The following is a 21,090-nucleotide window of genomic DNA, read 5'->3' as shown; positions in this document are numbered from 1 at the left end:
GAGGTGAAGAAAATGCAGGACACGGATATAAATGATCATTTAAGGCCATTAATTGACAGTGATCTGGCATCTGCACGCGATTATGTTTTTCAGGGCGTTTCCATTTGCAGCCGTCGTGGTTGGAATTACATAGTTGAATATAACAGGTGGTTTAATGATAAAAACTAGCTAAATATTTGTTCTTCCTGTCTTAAAAACGATACAATAATCCCGGTAATCCCGATGAATAGATTGATAATTCCAAACCCCAGGTAAATAAAACTGACCAGGCCATGATTAAGCGTTGCAATAACAAGTAGTGCAATGCCCAGTATTGAAAACCAGCAAGATCTTTTCCTGGACGCCAGTATATTCTCTTTGATGGAATTAGCCATTTCCATGCCGCTAAGATGATGGTCCGTTTCATCCTGCCAATCTATATTTGGGAAAATGGGATGTCCGGTTTTTTTGGCCATACGCAAGACTGCAAAATGATCTAAAAGATAAATTTTAACTCTGCCCTTCATTTGGCGGACAAACCGGCGTGCTTCTTCCGTAAAATAACCTGATGTCAGGATAATTCCCTTTTGATAACCTAATAGTTTGATTTCCTCCAAAAAAGTTTTAATTTGTCCCGAGTTTATTTTATGATTTTCTGCTTCGGAATTCAGGCACATGATACCGACAGGGCTTCCATGTAAAAAGCCGGACAGGTCCACACAGGTATTATCATCAGCTGCTATATGCAGGTTTTCAAAAGGTGCGGAAGCTTCCAATAGTTCTTTTGAGAAGATAATAAAATCTTTTTTCAGCACCATACTTTTTATATTTTTTTGGCATTGTTTTGCAGAGTACCAAACGTTTCTGTGTGTTTTTAGCTTTTTAATCCTTTGCCTTTTGATAAAGGCTATCGCCAGTGTTTCCATTAATAATAAAAAGGTAATCATTATAGTGAGTATTGTATTTTCAAGGTGCAAAAGATGAATTGCCAAGATAGTAATAAACCAGAGAAATAAATTTGTCAAAACAAAATCTATTGCGCTGGCCAAACGGGTACGCCCGTCTTGGGGTGGGTCTTGCATAAAAAAATTCACCAATTTGTCGTCAAGCATTTACAACCTCCATGATATACCTGTTTTAGGTAAGTATTGCCAAATTAAAGAGGTGATATTCATGAAAGATATTAATGATCATAATGAAAAATTTATCGCGCTGGACAGGCTTATAGGTGATTATTCAGAAGAAAAAGGGCAGTTAATCAAGGTTTTACAAGGCGCACAAGATATTTTCGGCTACTTGCCGGAAGAAGTTCAGACTTATATCGCGGGTAAGATGGGTATTCCTGTTAGCGAAGTAAATGGTGTGGTTACGTTTTACTCTTTATTTACAACTGAACCAAAAGGGAAGTTTACCATAAATGTATGCACCGGTACGGCGTGTTACGTGCAGGGTGCGCAAAATATATTGGACGACCTCAGGTCATTGTTGAACTTAAATGAGAACAGTACCACTGAAGACGGGCTTTTTACCGTGAAAAGCACCAGGTGTATCGGGGCCTGCGGTCTGGCGCCGGTGCTGACCATTAATGATGATGTACACGGTAAGGTAACTAGAAAAGATGTGCCAAAGCTATTGAGGGCGTGCAAAAAATTTGCGGAGGTGAAGCCTGTTGATAAATACGCTGAAGTACCTGGAAAGTATCAGGAACAGCCACCTGCAGGATATTAAAATTAGGACAGGTGGATTACCGGAAGGTGATCCACAAAATGTTAAAAAGCACGTGCTTGTTTGCGCCGGGACCGGATGCACTTCCTCCGACAGCCTGAATTTGTTTAGAGAGCTGGAAACACATATTAAGAAAACAAAGCTCAGTCATCAAGTCAAAATAATTAAAACCGGGTGCTCCGGCTTTTGTAAAATGGGGCCGATAATTAATGTTCATCCTGGAAATGTGTTCTACTGCCTGGTTGAGCAAGAAGATGTTCAGGAAATTGTAGAAAAGCATTTAAAAGCGGGAACTGTCGTAGACAGGCTGCTTTACAGGGATAAACAAACAGGTGAGAGGGTAAAACAAAAATCAGATATTCACTTTTTTCAAGCCCAAAACCGGGTGGTGTTAAGAAATTGCGGCTTGATTAATCCGGAGGATATAGCCGAATATATAGCCGTTGATGGATATTTTGCGCTGGCTGATGTGTTATTGAACAGGACCCCGGAAGATGTAATCAATTCAATTGAAGCATCCGGCTTAAGGGGACGGGGTGGCGGCGGTTTTCCCGTGGGTAAGAAATGGTCTATAGCGGCCGCGGCTGATGGCGCTAAAAAATATGTAGTGTGCAATGCCGATGAGGGTGACCCTGGCGCTTTTATGGACCGGAGCATACTGGAAGGTGACCCGCATAGTGTAATTGAAGCTATGACCATAGCCGGCTACTGCATTGGAGCGCAACAAGGTTATATTTATGTCAGGGCTGAATATCCGATTGCGGTAGACAGGCTGGAAAAGGCCGTAGACCAGGCCAGGGCTCATGGACTTTTGGGACCAAATATTTTGGGCTCAGGGTTTGATTTCGACCTGGATTTGCGTTTAGGCGCGGGAGCGTTTGTTTGCGGGGAGGAGACCGCCCTGCTTCGCTCTGCGGCAGGCCTGCGCGGTGAACCGGGCCCCCGTCCCCCTTATCCCGCACAGTGCGGTTTGTGGGGTATGCCTACATTATTAAATAATGTTGAAACCTTTGCCAATATTCCATTAATACTGCGTTACGGGCCGGAATGGTATTCTTCTATTGGGACGCAGGGGAGCAAAGGGACCAAAGTTTTTTCGCTGGCCGGAAAGGTGAATAACACGGGCTTAATTGAAGTTCCCATGGGTACGACGCTGCGTACCATTGTGTTCGATATCGGCGGGGGTATCCCCCGGGGCGGGAAGTTCAAGGCGGTCCAGACGGGCGGCCCGTCGGGAGGATGTATTCCAGCGGAATTATTGGATACACCTATTGATTACGAGTCATTGAAGGAAAAAGGCTCAATGATGGGATCAGGCGGCCTGATTGTAATGGATGAAACAGATTGTATGGTTGATATTGCCAGGTTCTACCTGCATTTCAGCCAGGATGAGTCTTGTGGCCAGTGCACCCCTTGCCGGGTTGGCACCAAGCGGATGCTTGAGATACTGGAGCGCATAACTAAAGGTAAAGGTCAAATGGAGGACCTGGAAACGCTTGAGGAATTAGGGTCAGAAATCAAGGACGCTTCACTTTGCGGGCTTGGCATGACAGCCCCTAACCCGGTGTTATCCACCCTCCACTATTTTAGAGACGAATATATTGCCCATATTAAAGATAAAAAGTGTCCCGCCGGGGTGTGCCGGGCTCTGCTGGATTACACCATAGATGAGGAAAAATGTGTATCCTGCGGGCTTTGTGCCAAGGCTTGTGTTGCTGATGCAATTAAAGGCGAACAAAAAGGCCGGCCATATTTTATCGACCGGCAAAAATGTTTAAAGTGCGGGTCCTGTGAGGCCCGCTGTCCCAAGGGTGCTATTTATGCTTCTTAACCTGCTTTTTTACGCGGAAGCAGGGTTTTTAATTTCTCCCACTTTGAAGAATTTAACCATATCCTGTTCTACAAATCTCCAGGTTTCTTCGGCATTGGTCCGCCAGTTGGTGGGGCATGCAGACAGTGCTTCCACAAAAGAAAAACCTTTACCTTCCATTTGATTTACCAGAGCTTTTTTAAGATAACCCTTTAGCTGCCTCAAATTGGCTACCGTTCCCCGCGCAACGTATGAATTTGCCCCGGTTATCGCCGCAACCATTTCCGGCCCCTGCATGGGAGGCCCGGTTAATGCAGGGTCTCTGCCATAAGGGCTGGTTTCAGTCTTTTGCCGGGGCATGGTGGTCGGCGCCATTTGCCCGCCGGTCATGGCATAAACAGTGTTATTGGCCAGAATTACCGTAATATTTTCATTGCGGGCAGCGGCGTTGACCAGGTGTTGGGAACCTATGGCATAACCGCCCCCGTCACCCATATAGGCTATGGTTATCAGCTCCGGGTTGGCCCTTTTGATTCCGGTCACCACCGGGGTTGTCCGGCCGTGGTGGGTTTGCACACTGTCGATATTAAAAAAATCCCATGACAATAATGAGCACCCAATATCGCAGCCAAACACGGTGCGTTCCTGGATATCCAGTTCGTCTATAGCTTCTCCCAGCGCTTTTAATACCAGCCCGTGGCCGCAGCCTGGGCAAAATTTGTGTGGCTTGGTTTCCACCTGCCAGCAGCGGGGCATTACCGGTTGAGGCATTTTTTCTCCTCCTTTATTGGTTCATCCTTTTAAATATCACCCGGTAATGCCCCTGCTATTCATATTTTCAGCACTTTAAATACAGCCACCTCTTCACATTTGGGGAACTTGGGACAATTAATACATTCTTTCCATACCTTTTGGGGGAGGTCTTCCTTGTCTATGATACTAAAACCGCATCTTTCGAAAAAAGGAGCCTGGTAGGTTAAGGCAAAAATATTGGGTATTTCAAGATCAATTGCCTCAGCCAGAAAAGCTTCCACAAGGCCGCGACCTATGCCCAGTTTCTGGTATTTTTCGTCCACGGCAAGAGCTCGAATTTCAGCAAGGTCTTCCCAAATAATGTGTAATGATCCTACCCCGACAATTTCCGAATTAATCTCGGCTACTGTAAATTCCCTTAAACATTCGTACAAGGATGAACGGGAACGCGCCAGCATTAGATCTTTTTCGGCAAAATAAGTGATCAATTTGTGGATGGTTTCAATATCAGAAATTTTGGCTTTGCGAAATAACAAAACAATCTACCTGCCTTTACATGGGTCACACTTTCTGTTTTGGTCGTGCTTTGGTGTTGAAGTATTGTTACCAATATCATAATTTGTCATTGCGAGTGCAGCGAAGCAATCTCAAAGCATTATTGGGGGACATTCCAACAGGCCTAGAATTAATATATCATAAGTTTTTTATTGCATAGTTTACAGCGTTTCGGAATAAGCTGATTCCGTGCGGCTCGCTGAACTTTCGGCGCCTCCAGTTGGGATGGTGGTAAAACTCGACGAATCTTTCCGGGTGCGGCATCAGGCCAAGCACCCTCCCGGTCATGTCACAGATGCCGGCGATGGCATGCAGTGAGCCGTTGGGATTATGAGGGTATTGCATGGTCTGTTTTTGCTGCACAGGGTCGGCATATCTAAATACCACTTGCCCTGACTGCTCAATTTCCATTAAATCCTGTTCGCTGGCGTAAAATTTTCCCTCGCCGTGGGCTACCTGGTACTCTACAAGTATACCACCCATCCCTTGGGTAAAAATGCAATTTGTCTCTTCCAGTAATAAACTAACCCACCGGCACTCGAAATGCCCGCTGTCATTATGCATTAAAGTGGCCCGGATCGTGCCAAGTTCGTTCCAGGGCAGCAAGCCTGTGCGAACCAGAACCTGAAAACCGTTACAAATGCCTAGAACAGGCTTCCCGTCACTAACAAATTTGCTCAGCTGCTCTTTTAAAAACGATGTCAGTTCAACCGATAAAATTTTCCCTGAGTGAATATCGTCACCATAGGAGAAACCGCCGGGAATGGCCATGATCTGATAATCATCAAGTTTCTCTGTTCCGCTTCTTAATTGGTTGATGTGTACCAGTGCGCAATTCCCGCCTGCTTTTTCAAAGGCGTAGGCAGTTTCCAAATCGCAATTGGTTCCATCTGTTCTGATGATGCAAACCCGTGGTTTCAAGCGCCAAACACCTCCTTCATCGGTTTCTGCCAGGCTTCAAATAGTAGTCCAAGGTTAACCTCAAACAATTTTTTCCCATCCTGGTTTACCGTAAAGTCAAGTTGTGTAGTGGTATGCCCCAATTGTAGGAAGCGGGTTTCTTTAAATACTTCTTCCGGGTTGGCGCCGCTGGTTAATTCTACGATGAAACAGCCCGCGGTTTCGTTGAATAAAAAGTAATCGGCCCGGTTGTCGCCTGGAATATCAATTGATATGCCCATATTGCCGCCGAAGCACATCTCTGCAAGCGCTGCTAAAAGCCCACCTTCGCTGATGTCATGACAGCTTTGTACAGCCCCGCTGGTGCAGGCTTGATGCAGAGATGCTATGGTTTGCCTGAATTGTTTAACGTCCACCAGTGGTACGTCCGGGCTAAAGGAATCAGTGATATCGAAGTAGGTTGAACCTCCCATTTGCTTGATATCGCGCCGGCCAACCAGATATATCCTGCCGTTAACGTTTTTAAAATCAGATGATATTGTTGTTGTAATGTCGTTGATCCGGCCAAAGCAGGAGACGCATAATACAGGAGGTATTTTTATCACAGACCCGTCAGCGGACCGGTAAGTGCTGCTCAGGCTGTCTTTCCCGGAGATAAATGGCATGCCGGTAGCCTGAACGAAATCTGTGCAGGCGTCAACCGCCCTGTCAAGGTCGTATAAGGACTCCTCATCGGGATAAGGCCAAATAAAATTATCAATTAAAACCAAATCATCCGGGTTGGCGCCGACAGCTACGGCGTTGGATACAGCTTCGGTTGCAGCCCAGATACTTCCGGCATAAGGGTCAATGGTGTTTAACACGGGGTTCATTCCGTGAGCTATTACTGCGCCATATTTTTTCCCCAATACCGGGGCAAGGACTACAGCGTCATTGGGCGCTTTGCCGGTAACCCCGGCAAAAGGAGGCAGTACATTACTCCCCTGTACGCCGTGGTCGTAAACCCTAACGATTGGTTCCTTGGAGCAAACATTAAGGTGCCGCATCATCTCCGTACATACCGCAGCCCAGTTTGCAGCAGGACAGCAGGGTTCCTTGGTTTCCCGGTTTAGTTTTTTCCGTTTGGCGATCATTGTGCGGTTCGGCAGACCGTTGTGCAAAAAGTCCATATCAAGATTGCATACGCACTTATCGCCATAGAAAACTTCCAATTTGCCGCTGCCTGTAAATTTGCCTATAGCGGTGGCTTCAACATTGTGATCACGGCATATTTGCAGAAGACGGTCCAGTTTTTCGGGAGGAACGGCCAGTGCCATTCTTTCCTGGCTTTCGGAAAGCCAGATTTCCCAGGGTGCCAGCCCGGAATACTTTAAGGGGGCTCTATCGAGTTGGATCTCTACTCCAATATCCTGTCCCATTTCACCAAAAGCTGAGGCAAACCCGCCGGCGCCACAATCCGTGATAGCTCTGATCAGATCCTCGTCCCGTGCTATCAGCAGCGCGTCACTAAGACGTTTTTCTTCAATGGCGTTACCGATCTGGACAGCGCTGGAGTTTACATTCATGGTGCGGTGCGTCATTTCACCGCTGGAAAAGGTTGCCCCGTGAATCCCGTCTTTGCCGGTTCTACCGCCTAATATTACGGCTATGTCGCCGGCTAACGGGCTGCCTTTTTGGGCTGCGCCGGCGGGCATAATACCGTAGGCTCCAACAATGATGGTTGGTTTGGCCCTGAAGTCACGGTGGAAGTGAACAGAGCCGTTATTGGTGGGTATACCCATGCGGTTTCCGTAATCCCGCACGCCGGCGACTACGCGCCTGAAAAGATAGCCTGGATGCAGGCAGCCGGCGGGAATGTCTTCCTGGGGAGTATCAGGCGGTGCAAAACAAAACATGTCCGTTGATGCTATTACCTTTGCGCCTTTACCTGTCCCCATAATATCCCTGAAAACTCCGCCGCTTCCTGTCATCGCGCCGCCATAGGGTTCAATAGCGGATGGCGAATTATGGGTTTCAACCTTGCCGCAAAGTGCAAGGCCATCATAGAAAGCAATTACACCGGAATTGTCCTTAAAAGCGGATAAAACCAGCGGGTGATTGGCGTTGGCGGTAGATTCCTGTAATCTTTTTAACAATGGTTGCTTGGTCTGGCCGTTAACAATGAGCTTTGACTTAAAAGTTTTATGCCCGCAGTGCTCCGACCAGGTTTGGGCTAGGGTTTCAATTTCACAATCAGTGGGGTCGCGGCCTATTTGCTTAAAGTAAGCAGCAATAGTCCTCATTTCTTCAAGGTTTAAAAAAAGCTTGTCCTTGCTTAATTTCATTAACAATTCGTCGTCCATAAACCTGATTGGAACGATTTCTGTACTTCCGGCCTGCCCCTCAATTAGTAAAGTTGCAGGTTTTTCTATAATAACTCGCTCCACTGTTTCATTAACTAAAAGTCTCGATAAAATTTTATTTAATTCTTTTTTGGAAAAGGAACCGTAAAAACCGTATTCATGGCTTGAATCAGCCGCTAAAAGCCCTGTTACGCCCAGGTCTGCCGCCGCCTTTAAAATAGAAGCTACCTCAGGGTTCATAACTCCCGGTTTATAAGCGACTTCCACCAGCTCATCGGAATCTTTAATAATTGGCTCGTTGACTGAGTAAACCTGAAAAACCTGTTCAAATAGCAGCTCGCGTGCCAAAAAATCGGCATCTTCTGCTGAAATGCCCTCGAGCCGGTATACTTTGGCTGTTAAAACCTTATTGATACAGGTAATATTTAAAGCTGTCCGTATTTCATATAACAAGCTTTTACCCCTTGAATCACCAAGCTGGGGCAGGTTCATAACACGTACTTCCTGAACTGCCATTGATCCACCCCCGATCATTTTCCTTCAAAAAATAAAAATTTCCGGCCGGTTCAAGGGCCGAAAACACCTTTATAATTACCTAATTATTTTATAATATCTGATCATAAAAGACAACTTATATCTTAATCTTGTGCCGGACCTGACTGTGGAATGAGGGCTATTCTAAAAATTGCACCCTGCCGCCGGCAAGCGATTGAATTGGCGCCAGCGACTCAATCCTTATACCCATTTCACGCAACGCTTTGCCCCCACCCTGAAAAACCTTTTCGATAACTATGCCCACGCCGACCAAGGTGGCTCCGGCCTGCTCTGTTATTTCGATCATTCCCCTGAGGGCTTCCCCCTGGGCTAAAAAATCATCAACTATCAGGATACGGTCGTTTTTAGTAATAAATTTGCTGTTAACATAAATATCCACTGATTCCTGCTTGGTGAAAGAGAAAATATTACTGCAATATGAGCACGGTTCCTGCGTTGCGGCCTTTTTCTTCTTGGCAAAAACAACAGGCACCTTTAATTCCAATCCAGTGGTCAGGGCAACTGCAATACCCGACGCCTCAACAGTTAGCACCTTTGTTACTCTGTCCTTTGTAAACCTGCTTGCCAGTTCGTTTCCCAGCTCCATTGCAAAATCCGGGTCAACCTGGTGATTTAAAAAAGAGTCAACTTTTAGTATCTTATCTGATAGTACCTGCCCTTCCGACAGGATCTTTTCTTTTAATTTCTGCAAAGTTAAGAACCCCCTTATATTTGGGGACATGCCTCCGACCAAGAAGCAATACCTTTAAAAGGAGGTGTGTCCCCTGACCTTTGCCGCTATCTTTCTTCCCGGTCGTATGGTAAACCCAACGCTTGCGGTGAGCCGATTCGTTTGACCATATTCCGCTTGGTGACCAGTACCAGCACCACAACAGTAAATATGTATGGAAGCATTTTCAAAAAATAAGGTGATACATTTACATTTAAGGTCTGAAGACGAAATCCCAGCGCATCTATGCCGCCGAATAAATAAGAGCCCCAAAGCGCGTTTACGGGGTTCCAGGTGGCGAATATAACCAGCGCAACCGCTATCCAACCTCTGCCTGCCGTTATATTCTCCATCCAGCTAGGCACATAGTAAAGGGAAAGATAGGCTCCCCCTATACCTGCCAACATGCCTCCTATTACAACGTAAATATACCGGATTTGAAAAGCGTTGACACCCATTGAGTCGGCTGCCGCGGGGTTTTCGCCAACGGCCCGGAGGTGTAGTCCTGAACGGGTCTTGAAGGTTAAAAACCATAGCGCTGCCACTAAAATATAGCTCAGGTAGACCATAGGATCCTGGTTAAAAAATACAGGTCCTATAACCGGTATGTTGCTTAACCCAGGTAAAGCTATTTTATGGAATGGTGCAGGCAGCGGCATGCCAACATAAGATTTGCCGATATAGCCGCTCAGGCCGGTGCCAAACATGGTCAGGGCAAGTCCGCTGACGACCTGATTAGCTTTTAATGTAATTGTGAGCAGGGCGTGAATTAAAGCAACGGCACCTCCTGCCAGCATTGCAATTAAGATTCCATACCACGGGTTGGCTGTATTTAGAGCAATGATAAATCCACAAACTGCCCCTACCAGCATCATCCCTTCAACGCCCAGGTTCAAAATGCCGGCCCGTTCAGTTAAAATCTCCCCCAGTGCTGCATAGAGAATTGGCGTACCTGCTGTAACAGCTGTGGCAAGTATGGCTATAAAAATATCGTGGTTCACCTGTTATCAACTCCAGACATAGTTACCGGTGTTTTCGATATCCTGTAGTTCGTTAGCAGTTCGCCCCCCAAAACGAAAAAGAGAAGCATGCCCTGTAGCATGGAAACCATTGAAGAAGGAATTCCGCTGGTTTGAACAATATAACCGCCAACTTGTAAACCACCCAGGAGGAACGACACAATAATGATGGCAAATGGGTTTAACCTGCTTAGCCAGGCCACGATTATCGCTGTAAATCCATAGCCCGGGCTGAGGCCGTGCTGAAGCCTGCCCCCAATGCCCGACACTTCCGACATTCCCGCGAGGCCACATACGGCACCGCTTACAACCATCACCAGAATAATATTTTTTAATGTGTTCATACCGGCATATTTGGCAGAATTGGGGTTTTCACCGGTAACCCTGATTTCATAACCCCAGCGGGTATGGTAAATAACAATATAGAACAAAACAGCCAGTATAATGCCAAAGAATAAGCCGGCATGAATTCGTGAATTTCCCAGTGCCGGTAAAATCGCGCCGGGGCCGAACTGGGCGGTAAGCGGAAAATTAAACCCGTTGGGGTCTTTCCACGGACCGTAGACCAGGTAGTCCACCCAAAATATAGCCACATAGTTCAGCATTAAAGTTGTTATTATTTCATTAACACCCCATAATGCTTTGGGGATGGCCGGTAATAGTGCCCATAAACCTCCGGCAAGCATGCTCAGAAGCACCATAGCAGGCAATAGCCACCAGGCACTGCCACTGGGAAAGCTTAAAGCTACCCAGGTGGCGGCAAATGCGCCCATGTATAGCTGTCCTTCGCCCCCGATGTTCCATAATTGCATGCGAAATGCCAGTGCTACGCCCAAACCGGTTATGGTTAAGGGTATCGATCTTACTATGGTTTCAGTAAGACCATAGTAAGATCCAAACGCACCTGTGAACATTTTTGTATATATTTCGATAAAATTGAAACCGGATAGATTTAAAAATACAGCTCCAAATATAAGGGCCAAAACAATAGATAAAACGGGAATAAAAATAAAAGCTGTAGAAGATGGCGCCAACCGCTTTTCTATGGTGTAACTTGATAAGATCATATGGCTTCTGCTCCTGTTTCACCCATCATCAATAACCCAATTTCATTTATGTCTGCCTGATCAGAAGAAATAATTCCGGTAATACTTCCATTACTAAGGACGCCGATGCGGTCGCTAAGTTTACAAATTTCATCAAGATCCTCGGAGATCAAGAGAATTGCCGTCCCTTTTTCTCGCTGTCCCATAAGCAATTCATGGATCGCTTCGGTGGCCTTAATATCCAGTCCTCTAACAGGATAAACAGCTATTAACAATTGCGGTTTTGAAGAAATTTCCCTGGCCAGCAGCAGTCTTTGCAAATTTCCACCCGAAAGCAGTTTTACAGGGGCCTCCAGGCTGCTTACTTTAACTTCAAAACTGTCCACCAAACGACTAACTTTTTGTTTAGCTTTTTGCCAGTTAATAAAAGGGCCCCGATTCATTTTTTCTTTACGGTAATCCTTTAGGATCAAGTTGTCTATGGTGCCAAGATTGGGTATAAGTCCCGTGCCCAGGCGATCTTCCGGTACAAGGGCTACACCGCAGTCAATCATTTGCCGGGGTGAGTAACCGGTTATGTTGGTGCCGTTAACTAAAATACTTCCCGAGTTAATTTTACGAAGCCCGTAAATAACCTCGGCCAGTTCCCTTTGCCCATTTCCTGCTACCCCGGCAATGCCGAAAATTTCACCACTGTGCACTTCAAAAGTTATATTTTTTAAACCGGAAAGTCCCAGGTCGTTTAGGCAGCTTACATTCTGGAGTTCAAGCACTTTTTGGGTGCCGGGCCGGGTATTTCTTTTACATTGAGTAGTTATCTCCTGGCCGACCATAAGCCGGGCTAATTCCTGCCGGTTAATCTGGTCTCTTTCCAAAGTAGCCACTGAATTACCTTTGCGGAGAACCGTAACGCGGTCAGCTATTTGCTCAACTTCATGCAATTTATGAGTTATTACCACAATGCCTCTTCCGGATTTAGCCATTTCTTTGATGTTTCTAAAAAGCTCATCTGTCTCCTGCGGTGTCAGCACAGCAGTTGGCTCGTCAAGTATAAGCACCTGAGAGCCGCGGTAGAGCATTTTTACTATTTCAACTCTTTGTTTTTCGCCTACGGAAAGCTGCCAAACCATCGAAGCAGGATTTATATGTAATCCGTAACGCAAGCTAAGCTGCGCCAGGTTTTTTTCAATTTCCTTCATATTGAGCACTCTGGGTATACGGTCATCGCCAAGGATTACGTTTTCAGCCACTGAAAAGGAGTCAATCAACTTAAAATGCTGGTGCACCATGCCAATACCCGCACTTATGGCATGGCGGGGCGATTTAAAAACCATTCGGGTGCCGTTTATAATTATCTCACCTTCATCCGGTCTGTAGAGACCTGATAAAATGGACATTAAAGTGCTTTTGCCCGAACCGTTTTCTCCCAGCAGGGCATGAATTTCACCCTTTTTAACATTAAAATTGACTTTATCGTTGGCAATAACTCCGGGAAATTTTTTGGTTATATTTTTTAATTCCACTAAATAAGAATTACTCATACTTTCTTTAAGCCCCTTAGCAATGGTTGCTGGCAGTGCATCTGCCAGCAACCGTATCGTAATTTTTATTTATTTGGTAGAGCCTTCTACTCCCTGGACAAACCAGTCCATGTTAAGCATGTCGTTGTCGCTCAGTTTCTGGCCATCCGGCACTTTTACCTGGCCTTGCTGGTCTTTGATCGGGCCGGTGAAAACATCCCATTCTCCGCTGATGATCCGCTGTTTTTCCTGTTCAATCAGCTGCTTGGTTTCTTCAGAAACCATTGGGCCGTAAGGTGCCAGTCCAATAATACCGTCTTTTAAACCGGGCCAGTAAGTAAGTGACCCGCATTTGGGAGTGGAGTCAAATTTCCCTTCTTTGATGGCTTGTACTATTTGTACGTAAAAGGGGCCCCAGTTCCAAACCGGCGAAGTTAAAACGGCTTTGGGAGCCATTTTGCCCATGTCGCTGTTATAGCCCACCCCGAATTTACCGACTGCCTCAGCCGCCTGCTGGGGTCCGGGGGAATCCTGGTGCTGGGCGATTACGTCTGCGCCGGAGTCAAGAAGCGCAACTGCGGCGTCCTTTTCAGCGGCGGCATCAATCCAGGTATGGGTCCAAACTACTTTTACCTTTGCGTCAGGGTTAACCTTCTGTACACCAAGCGTGAAAGCATTGATGCCGCGAATGACTTCCGGAATCGGGAATGCTGCGACATAGCCGATCAGGTTGCTCTTGGTAGCTTTTCCGGCAGCAATGCCGGACAAGTACCTTGCCTGGTACATCCTGCCAAAATAGGCAGCAACGTTTTTGTCATTTTTATAGCCGGAGCAGTGCAAGAAAATAACGTCAGGATATTTCTTGGCCACGTTAATAGTGGGATCCATGTAACCAAAGCTGGTGGTAAAAATAACTTTATTGCCTTCCTCTGCCAGCTGGGTAATTACCCGCTCAGCATCGGCCGGGTTTTCAGGGACGTTCTCCACATAACTGGTTTCAACATATGGAAGCTTCTCTTCCAAATATTTTCTACCCTGGTCGTGGGCTGTCGTCCAGCCGTTGTCGTCCACCGGGCCGATGTAAACAAAACCTACTTTAAGCTTTTCCGGTTCACCGGATTGCCCTGCGGTTTTGTTTTCAGTTTTGCTTCCGCCGCAGCCGGCTGTCAATAGAGCAACCATTAGTAATGCAGCAAAAGCAAGAATAATTTTAGAACTAAATTTTTTCAACAATTGTACCTCCCCCAAAAAATAAAAATAAAATAAAAAATCTTGTAACATCCCTCCCGTTCTGGAATGATGTTTGACATACCTAAAAATTATTCTTTCTCTCCATATAAAATCCTGCCTCTTCCGACAAAAAAAACATAAGTAAGGCTATAGCTAAATTATTGCCGTTAATTAACAGTCATGATAAAATTACCGGGCAAAGGTTAAAACTTGGCTATTGGGGTGATTTTTATCAAGGAAGTTGAGATATACACAGACGGTGCCTGCAGTGGCAACCCCGGTCCCGGCGGCTACGGGGTGATTTTAAAATATGGCCCTTACGCCAGGGAAATTTCCGGTGCTTATGAAAACACGACCAATAACCGGATGGAATTAATGGCTGTAATTAAAGGGCTGGAGAGTTTAAAGGAACCATGCCGGGTAACAGTTTATTCCGATAGTAAATATATCATTGACGCCATAACCAAGGGATGGGTGTTGAAATGGCAATCCAATGGCTGGATGAGAAATGATAAAGAGCGGGCCAAAAATATTGATTTGTGGGAAAAAGTTTTAGAACTGCGGCAAAAACACCAGATCAGCTGGGTATGGGTTAAAGGACATGCCGATAACGAATACAATAACCGGTGCGACCAGCTGGCCGTTTCCGCGATCAAGAACGGTTTGCGTCTTGATGATGTGCCTGGTGATAAGCCGGAATGAATGAGCTGGATTATTAAGGCCAAATAACCCATGCTAATGGATAAAGGGTCGGTTTAATTCAAATAATAATTTGAAATGGCTGGGTGTTAAATTTATTGAGGTGGGATTACGTCGTTTCACTCCTCGCGATGACATGGGCGAAACGATGTAAATTAAAGTGGATACTCATATAAAATATAGCCGGTAAGAGGTGAAAGTTTGGTGCGGAGATTAAAAATATTACGGATTTCCAGCTAAATGAGGCGGTCGGGCCTTTGGGTGAGGAGTTCGATGAAAAAGATTAATGGTAAATAGCCCAGAAAAACCAGATAATCATTAATATTTCTATAATTAATTTTGCAATTGTTCCTCCAAACAAGCCAATAAGAGTGCCCCACCCAGAGCGGATTGCCCTGTCAAGAGGCTTGTTGCTTAATATTTCTCCGGCGATAGCTCCAATAAAAGGTCCAAAAATGAGGCCGGCAGGTCCCCAAAATATCATACCAACAATTGTGCCGGCAATGCTGCCGTAGCCAGCAGCCCGAGAGCCTCCGAATCTTTTTACTCCCAGTATACCGGCAAAATAATCCACGGAATATGTAGTGGCAACCGCTAAACCCTGGCCTACAAAAAATAGAGCATTAAGTGTGGTGAACTTGGTCAGGATACCATATATTAGCATACCCAGCCAGATCAATATGGCGCCTGGTAATACCGGCAGCACTGAGCCGGCCAAGCCGGCAATAAAAAACAATATAGCCAGAATCAAGGCAAATATGGCCAACAGAGATCCCCCCTGCTTAACGATAGTATCTGTTTATACATGTTATATATGGTCAGTTCGGACTGGTCAAGTAAAAAAGGGGCAAATGCCCCTTAAAATTATATATCTTCCTCTACTCTGTTTTTGGAATCCAAGCTATCAACAGACTCGCTTCCTGTAATTCCTGTAGCTAAGTCATCTTTGGGGCATTTTGATGAGCTACAGCCAGTTTTGAGTTCGCTGGAGCTTGAACTAAAACTGGAACTGCTGCTGGAACTAAAAGATTTGGTCAAATCAATCACCTCCTGGACATTATTCTGCCCATTAAAACAGCTATATTACCTGGTTTTGCAATCCTTTGCAGGCAAAGGTTAAAAACTCATCCACAAGCTGTTTGCAAATTTTTTTAATTTCATTGATTTCAAAATCACTGGCGTTATCGATGTGTATGCCCGCAATCATAACAACAGTGGAATTCAAAGTAACTGCTATACTTTCAGCCAGGGGTTTGGCCAATTCATCTTCTTTATGGCCAAGTTCGGGAATGACTATGGTATTGCAGCTTATTTGGCCCTCCAGAGCAATGCTGGGCCGCGGGTGACTGATTACTGTTGCCCCAACATGAGGTTTATCTCCACCCAATAATTGAACGACAACCCCGGATGATGTTTGGGTTACCATTATTTCAATACTAAATGAAGCAGTGCCGGCTTTGGACTTATATAAATTGATCACGTTCAACCCTCTTCAAAATATTTCTGGCGCTAAATCCGGCCAGTTTTGGCGGTGTTTCCAATCCTTTTGATAGAGCCAGTACTTTAAATATCCCGCCCATTCCGCCGGGCAGCAACAGCTGCTTTATTGCCGAGTTTTTTTTCTGCATTTCCGGTGTCAGGTTAAAATCCTCTTGTCCTTTGAGTGTATCCAATATCCCAAGGTTTAACAGGAAATCGGGCTGGGTGACAAGACCTATGGTATTTAATTCGGCTTCACCGGCCCAGGCTGCGAGCACGGAAAAATTTACGTTGGATGTAATATCCTGATGCCCTATGTTAATAAGCGGGTCATCATTTAAGCGGTGGCGATAAAAACATCTCAATGTTCCGTTGAAACGTTGGGGCGAATACATTTCCGGAGTGGTAAAACCATAATCAATAATTAATATAAATCCTTTTTTCAGGTTGTCAGCGACGTTATTTAACCAGTCCTTGGCCTGCAGGTTCACTTCCGCTCTTTGCCCGTTTTTTAATTGCACATCTTGCAACTCCAAGTAATCTGCCAGTTTAGTCGCCGAAAGAGTTCCTTTTTTAAAATGTAATTCGGTACCGTTATAAGCTACATACAACTCATTTAATACACCTTCGTCTGCAATCAACAGGTGAACCGGAAAGGCGTCGATCAATTCATTTCCATAGATACATCCTGTGATTTCTCCCTTAGGTGTTATTTCGGATATGTCATTAACCCATTTGCACTTATCACGGTAATGCGATTGAAGCAGTGCAGCCTGCTGCTTTTTCCTTAACTGAGGGCTAGCTTCAATTAAATAGTAATTAATGGCTTTAAAAAAATCTTTGTGGTTTTCCCTGATTGAATCTAAAACGTCCATAGCCAGTGTGCCGGTTCCGGGCCCATACTCCACCAGAGACCATTGTTTTGGGCAGTCGCACAGACACCACATTTCATAAAACTGCCTGGACAACATGCTGCCAAACAAAGCGCCTGTATTGGGCACGGTATAAAAGTCACCCTGGGGCCCGATGGTAGTTGCGGTTGAGTAGTAGCCCCAAAGCGGGTGATAAAGGGCTAGTTCCATAAACCTTGCAAATGTCATGGGACCCTGATTGGTAATTTCATCTTTGATTAAAGAAACAAGCTCGGACATTTGTACCTCCACTTGATGGTGTTATCAAATCAACAATTTACCGGCGACCCGTAAATCGCCGACCCGGCGCGTTATTTTCTCCCGGTCTGTATATTCCAGCAAAGGCAGCGCATATTTACGGGAAGTGTGCAGCAGGTCTCTCAATTCGCCAAGTGAAAGTTCTTCCTTTTGTTTGAAGTGTTCCTTAATAATTGAAATTGCCTGATCTAAAACTTTGCGGTGGAAAAAGATGCCTTCTGCTATTTTAACCAGCTTACCCTGTCTAAATAGATAGTTGAGAAATTCCTGGCTTTCCTCAGGGCGTTTAATACCGGTTTGAGCAATTGCCTCGCTCCAGGCAGGGGGTTGAAATTCGCTGGTCAAATAAATGTTTTCTAATTTATGTAGAACCTGGTCCATTTCCTTAGATAGTAACGGTTTGTACTCAAAAATTGCAACACTGTGTCCCATACCGGAAATTTTTTGGTTTTGCTCAAAATGGTTTAACAGTATCTGAAATTGTTTGGCGTTTAAGGCAGAAAAAAATCGTGATCTTAATTCCTCCTTGGGATACCCTTCCCGCAGCGGGAATTTCCGGTGGTAATCCTCCAGTGCTGAAATTATTCTGTTTTCCCACTGTTTAAGCACCAAAACAGATACAAAATAATCTTCTCCTTCAGAGTCGAACTTTACCGAATGCCCTTCCCCCGTTAGTTTCGTCAGGGCCATAGCCATATCGTTTTTGCTCATGCCAATGGCGGTGGTCAGGCCGGAAACGGTGTGCAGCTGTGGTTTTGTATTTAAGTATTGTTCCACCAAATCAGCCGCCGAGCCTTTTTCGGCAGTGGCAAGGGTTTCAATTATTTCTTTTCGATAACGCTTATGTTTATTGGGGAAAGGATCTACAATCGTTCCTCCGCCCACGGTGCGCATGGGCGAATACGACCTGACGACGAAATGGTCTTTTCTGGCTGCTGCAACAGGCGATTCAAGTTGTAATTGAACATAGGCGTGTTCTCCCGGTTGCATTTCTTCACGGTCAAGTAAAATAACTCTGCCTAAAATTTCAGCTGTGCCCAAGTAAACCCTAACCCTGGCCCTGTGTTTTAAAGCTTTGGGCGCGCTGGAAAGATATTTGAAGCTCACATCCAACCTGTGTGAAGGTTTTAAGCTCCCGGGCAGCGCCAGCACATTGCCCCTTTTGATATCATCAGTTTCTATGCCGGACAGGTTAACCGCCACCCGCTGGCCTGAGTCGGCCAGTTCAACTTTGTTGCCATGTACATGCATATTTCTAACCCGGGAAACGGTTTCGCCGGGATATATTTGTAAGCTCTCACCAATTTGAATTTGGCCTGAAATCAAAGTACCGGTTGCCACTGTGCCGAAACCGGTTACGGAAAATACACGGTCAACAGGCAAACGGGCCGGGCCGGTCGTTTTTCTTCCTTCAATGCCTATTGCTATTTGGTTAATAGCTTTTATTAATTCCGGCATACCTTCTCCGGTCACTGCAGAGACAGCAATAATATCGGCATTTTCCAATACCGTATTGGTTAAAAACTCTTTAGTGTCGTCATAGATCATTTTAAGCCATTCATCGTCAACCAGATCCTTTTTGGTAATGACTACAACTCCTTTATCAATTTGCAGGAGTTGAATAATTTCAAGGTGTTCCCTGGTTTGCGGCATTACTCCTTCATCCGCCGCAACAACCAAAAGGACGAGGTCTATTCCGCCGACTCCGGCTAACATGTTTTTAATAAATCTTTCGTGGCCGGGTACATCCACTATGCCTGCTGTTAACCCGCTGGGCAGTTTCATGTAGGCAAAGCCCAGCTCAATAGAAATACCGCGCTCTTTTTCTTCCTTGAGCCTGTCGGTATCAATGCCGGTTAGCGCTTTGACTAAAACTGTCTTGCCGTGATCCACGTGGCCGGCTGTGCCAATAATAATGTGTTTCATTCGGAAGTTCCCCCCTGTTCCAACACCCTACAGAGGATATCCACCAGCACCTCTTCCTCGCCGTTTAAAACGGTACGAAGGTCAAGAATTAGCTTATCTTCCTGTAATCGTCCAATAACAGCCGGGTCGGAACCACGCAGTTTTTGGGCTAAGCCGGCGACTGAAATGGCATAGGGAACTACTTCAATGGCCCAAAAAGGTAATTCCGCTGTTGGAAGTGCACCGCCGCCAACTGCCGAGAATATTTCCACCGGCTCAAACCTTGCTCGCAGGCCTGCTTTTTCTGTTAATTTTCGGCATAATGCCAGGGCTCTTTGTTCATGCTCAGATTTTTTAGCAGATAACATTTTCAAAGATGGTATATTCTTAATTGCGTTATCCGGTTCAAGGTATTCCCTTAATGTGGCTTCAAGTGCCGCGACAGTGAATTTATCAATTCTTATGGCACGGGTTAAAGGGTTCTTTTTCATTTTTTCGAGGTATTTTGTTTTTCCCACGATTATCCCCGCCTGGGGCCCGCCTAAAAGCTTGTCGCCGGAAAAGGTTACAATGTCACAGCCTGCTTTGACAGTTTCCTGCACAGTTGGCTCTTCAGGCAGGCCAAAGGTTGAAAGGTCAATCAGTGACCCGCTGCCCAGGTCCGACATCACCGGCAGCTGAAACTCCTTCCCGATAGAGACCAGCTCGGCTACTGATGTCTCCCTGGTAAACCCGACAACACGGTAGTTGCTGGTATGTACATGTAAAAGAAGGGCTGTTTCTGAAGTTACGGCGTTTTTGTAGTCCCTTGGGTGGGTTTTATTGGTTGCGCCTACTTCCACCAGTTTAGCCCCGCTTTGGGCCATAACTTCCGGAATCCGAAAAGAGCCACCAATCTCAACGAGCTGACCTCTGGAAACAATCACTTCTTTTTCTTTGGCCATGGTGCTGAGTGCAAGCAGCACAGCTGCCGCATTGTTATTCACAACCAGTGCAGATTCCGCCCCGGTTAGTCTTGTCAATAGGTTCTCTACCGGTGCATAACGTGACCCTCTTTTCCCTGTTTGCAGGTCAAGTTCAAGGTTGGAATATCCCGAAGCAGCCTGTTCAATAGCCTGGCAGGCTCGTTCTGAGAGCACTGCCCGCCCCAGGTTGGTATGCAGTACAACACCGGTCGCGTTGATAACCCTGCGCAGGTTGGGACGGTTCTTTTCCCTGGCCCTATCCGCTGCACTGGTTGTGATTAAGTCCAACAGGTACTGTCGCGGGTTATTCTCCGGCAATGATTGAATGCGATCCATTAAAATATCTTGTCTAATCTCGGCTGCAATCTCCCGCACTGCCTCTAAAACTAGAATCTTTGGGATTTTTTGTTGAAGTTCTTTGACTTCCGTTCTTTGCAAAATTTCGTCAACCGCGGGAATTTGCTTGAGCATGTTATAATTATTTTTTCCGGACATTTTTTCCTCCAGCATCATCATCTTAAACATTATATGGCAGCCCGTATGGATAAGGCAAATATTTTATTATAGCAGTGCGACGCTTGCTCCGGGAAACCAACGGATCGCCCTGACAGCGGTACCTATTTTTCATCCTCGTACATATATTTAGAAGTATTTTGATTCGACCATACGGAAAAAATATTACCTGTTTTGGTATTTTTGGTGCTGAAAAGCAGAATAATAAACCATGACA

The 21,090-nt window shown here is 45.5% G+C and carries 20 protein-coding genes; 4 read left to right on the top strand and 16 right to left on the bottom strand.

The window, feature by feature from the left end; all coding sequences use genetic code 11:
• The first annotated feature begins 12 nt into the window (after positions 1-12).
• A complete protein-coding gene (locus H569_RS22435) occupies positions 13-168 on the top strand; it encodes a hypothetical protein (protein WP_157833467.1) in 156 nt (51 codons plus the stop codon).
• Here H569_RS22435 and H569_RS0105650 read toward each other — a convergent pair.
• Complete coding sequence (locus H569_RS0105650; RefSeq protein WP_027364208.1) at positions 165-1,091, bottom strand: restriction endonuclease; 927 nt, start codon at positions 1,089-1,091, stop codon at positions 165-167. The two genes, H569_RS22435 and H569_RS0105650, sit on opposite strands and share 4 nt — an antisense overlap.
• Before the next feature lie 61 nt (positions 1,092-1,152).
• On the opposite strand from H569_RS0105650, the gene H569_RS0105645 reads away from it, so the two are divergent.
• On the top strand, positions 1,153-1,707 hold the full coding sequence (locus H569_RS0105645; protein WP_034629653.1) for an NADH-quinone oxidoreductase subunit NuoE family protein: 555 nt from the start codon (positions 1,153-1,155) through the stop codon (positions 1,705-1,707).
• Positions 1,646-3,535: an NADH-ubiquinone oxidoreductase-F iron-sulfur binding region domain-containing protein gene (locus H569_RS0105640; protein WP_027364206.1), complete on the top strand. Its 1,890-nt coding sequence runs from the start codon at positions 1,646-1,648 to the stop codon at positions 3,533-3,535. Before H569_RS0105645 ends, H569_RS0105640 begins: the two co-directional genes overlap by 62 nt.
• Positions 3,536-3,544: 9 nt before the next feature.
• On the opposite strand, the gene H569_RS0105635 is transcribed toward H569_RS0105640, so the two are convergent.
• The 9 genes from H569_RS0105635 to H569_RS0105595 form a co-directional block, all read right to left on the bottom strand.
• Complete coding sequence (locus H569_RS0105635) at positions 3,545-4,285, bottom strand: thiamine pyrophosphate-dependent enzyme (protein WP_027364205.1); 741 nt, start codon at positions 4,283-4,285, stop codon at positions 3,545-3,547.
• Between the two features lie 59 nt (positions 4,286-4,344).
• Positions 4,345-4,803 (bottom strand): N-acetyltransferase, encoded by a 459-nt coding sequence (locus H569_RS0105630; RefSeq protein WP_027364204.1) that lies wholly within the window; start codon positions 4,801-4,803, stop codon positions 4,345-4,347.
• Between the two features lie 157 nt (positions 4,804-4,960).
• The gene (purQ, locus tag H569_RS0105625) at positions 4,961-5,743 is read right to left on the bottom strand and encodes a phosphoribosylformylglycinamidine synthase I (protein ID WP_027364203.1); all 783 of its coding nucleotides are present in this window, start codon (positions 5,741-5,743) and stop codon (positions 4,961-4,963) included.
• On the bottom strand, positions 5,740-8,580 hold the full coding sequence (gene purL / locus H569_RS0105620) for a phosphoribosylformylglycinamidine synthase subunit PurL (protein WP_027364202.1): 2,841 nt from the start codon (positions 8,578-8,580) through the stop codon (positions 5,740-5,742). The genes purQ and purL overlap by 4 nt, the downstream gene beginning before the upstream one ends.
• A gap of 157 nt (positions 8,581-8,737) precedes the next feature.
• Positions 8,738-9,310, bottom strand: a complete 573-nt coding sequence (locus H569_RS0105615; protein ID WP_027364201.1) for a xanthine phosphoribosyltransferase — start codon at positions 9,308-9,310, stop codon at positions 8,738-8,740.
• 86 nt (positions 9,311-9,396) lie between these two features.
• Positions 9,397-10,329 carry an ABC transporter permease gene (locus H569_RS0105610; RefSeq protein ID WP_027364200.1) on the bottom strand — a complete coding sequence of 311 codons (933 nt, stop codon included), beginning with the start codon at positions 10,327-10,329 and terminating at the stop codon, positions 9,397-9,399.
• Positions 10,326-11,414: an ABC transporter permease gene (locus tag H569_RS19325; RefSeq protein WP_034629648.1), complete on the bottom strand. Its 1,089-nt coding sequence runs from the start codon at positions 11,412-11,414 to the stop codon at positions 10,326-10,328. The genes H569_RS0105610 and H569_RS19325 overlap by 4 nt, the downstream gene beginning before the upstream one ends.
• A complete protein-coding gene (locus H569_RS0105600; protein ID WP_027364199.1) occupies positions 11,411-12,934 on the bottom strand; it encodes an ABC transporter ATP-binding protein in 1,524 nt (507 codons plus the stop codon). Before H569_RS0105600 ends, H569_RS19325 begins: the two co-directional genes overlap by 4 nt.
• A gap of 69 nt (positions 12,935-13,003) precedes the next feature.
• Positions 13,004-14,095 (bottom strand): BMP family ABC transporter substrate-binding protein, encoded by a 1,092-nt coding sequence (locus tag H569_RS0105595; RefSeq protein ID WP_114679259.1) that lies wholly within the window; start codon positions 14,093-14,095, stop codon positions 13,004-13,006.
• Between the two features lie 279 nt (positions 14,096-14,374).
• On the opposite strand from H569_RS0105595, the gene rnhA reads away from it, so the two are divergent.
• Positions 14,375-14,845, top strand: coding sequence for a ribonuclease HI (gene rnhA / locus H569_RS0105590; RefSeq protein ID WP_027364197.1), 471 nt, complete (start codon positions 14,375-14,377; stop codon positions 14,843-14,845).
• 280 nt (positions 14,846-15,125) lie between these two features.
• On the opposite strand, the gene H569_RS0105585 is transcribed toward rnhA, so the two are convergent.
• The 6 genes from H569_RS0105585 to selA form a co-directional block, all read right to left on the bottom strand.
• Entirely contained in the window at positions 15,126-15,608 is a 483-nt protein-coding gene (locus H569_RS0105585) for a DUF456 domain-containing protein (protein WP_027364196.1), read from the bottom strand.
• A 98-nt stretch (positions 15,609-15,706) separates the two neighbouring features.
• Positions 15,707-15,880, bottom strand: coding sequence for a hypothetical protein (locus tag H569_RS22430; protein WP_157833466.1), 174 nt, complete (start codon positions 15,878-15,880; stop codon positions 15,707-15,709).
• Between the two features lie 40 nt (positions 15,881-15,920).
• Complete coding sequence (gene lpdD / locus H569_RS19320) at positions 15,921-16,322, bottom strand: prenylated flavin chaperone LpdD (RefSeq protein ID WP_238492470.1); 402 nt, start codon at positions 16,320-16,322, stop codon at positions 15,921-15,923.
• On the bottom strand, positions 16,306-17,472 hold the full coding sequence (locus H569_RS19315) for a class I SAM-dependent methyltransferase (RefSeq protein ID WP_051273313.1): 1,167 nt from the start codon (positions 17,470-17,472) through the stop codon (positions 16,306-16,308). Before H569_RS19315 ends, lpdD begins: the two co-directional genes overlap by 17 nt.
• A 24-nt stretch (positions 17,473-17,496) precedes the next feature.
• Positions 17,497-19,416, bottom strand: coding sequence for a selenocysteine-specific translation elongation factor (selB, locus tag H569_RS0105565; protein ID WP_027364195.1), 1,920 nt, complete (start codon positions 19,414-19,416; stop codon positions 17,497-17,499).
• Positions 19,413-20,855, bottom strand: a complete 1,443-nt coding sequence (selA, locus tag H569_RS0105560) for an L-seryl-tRNA(Sec) selenium transferase (protein ID WP_027364194.1) — start codon at positions 20,853-20,855, stop codon at positions 19,413-19,415. Before selA ends, selB begins: the two co-directional genes overlap by 4 nt.
• Positions 20,856-21,090 lie beyond the last annotated feature (235 nt).

Origin of the sequence: Desulfotruncus alcoholivorax DSM 16058 (assembly GCF_000430885.1) — a bacterium.
Classification (GTDB): domain Bacteria; phylum Bacillota; class Desulfotomaculia; order Desulfotomaculales; family Desulfallaceae; genus Desulfotruncus; species Desulfotruncus alcoholivorax.
Note: the sequence above shows the minus strand (reverse complement) of the source record. Positions and strands in the feature narration are given on the sequence as shown.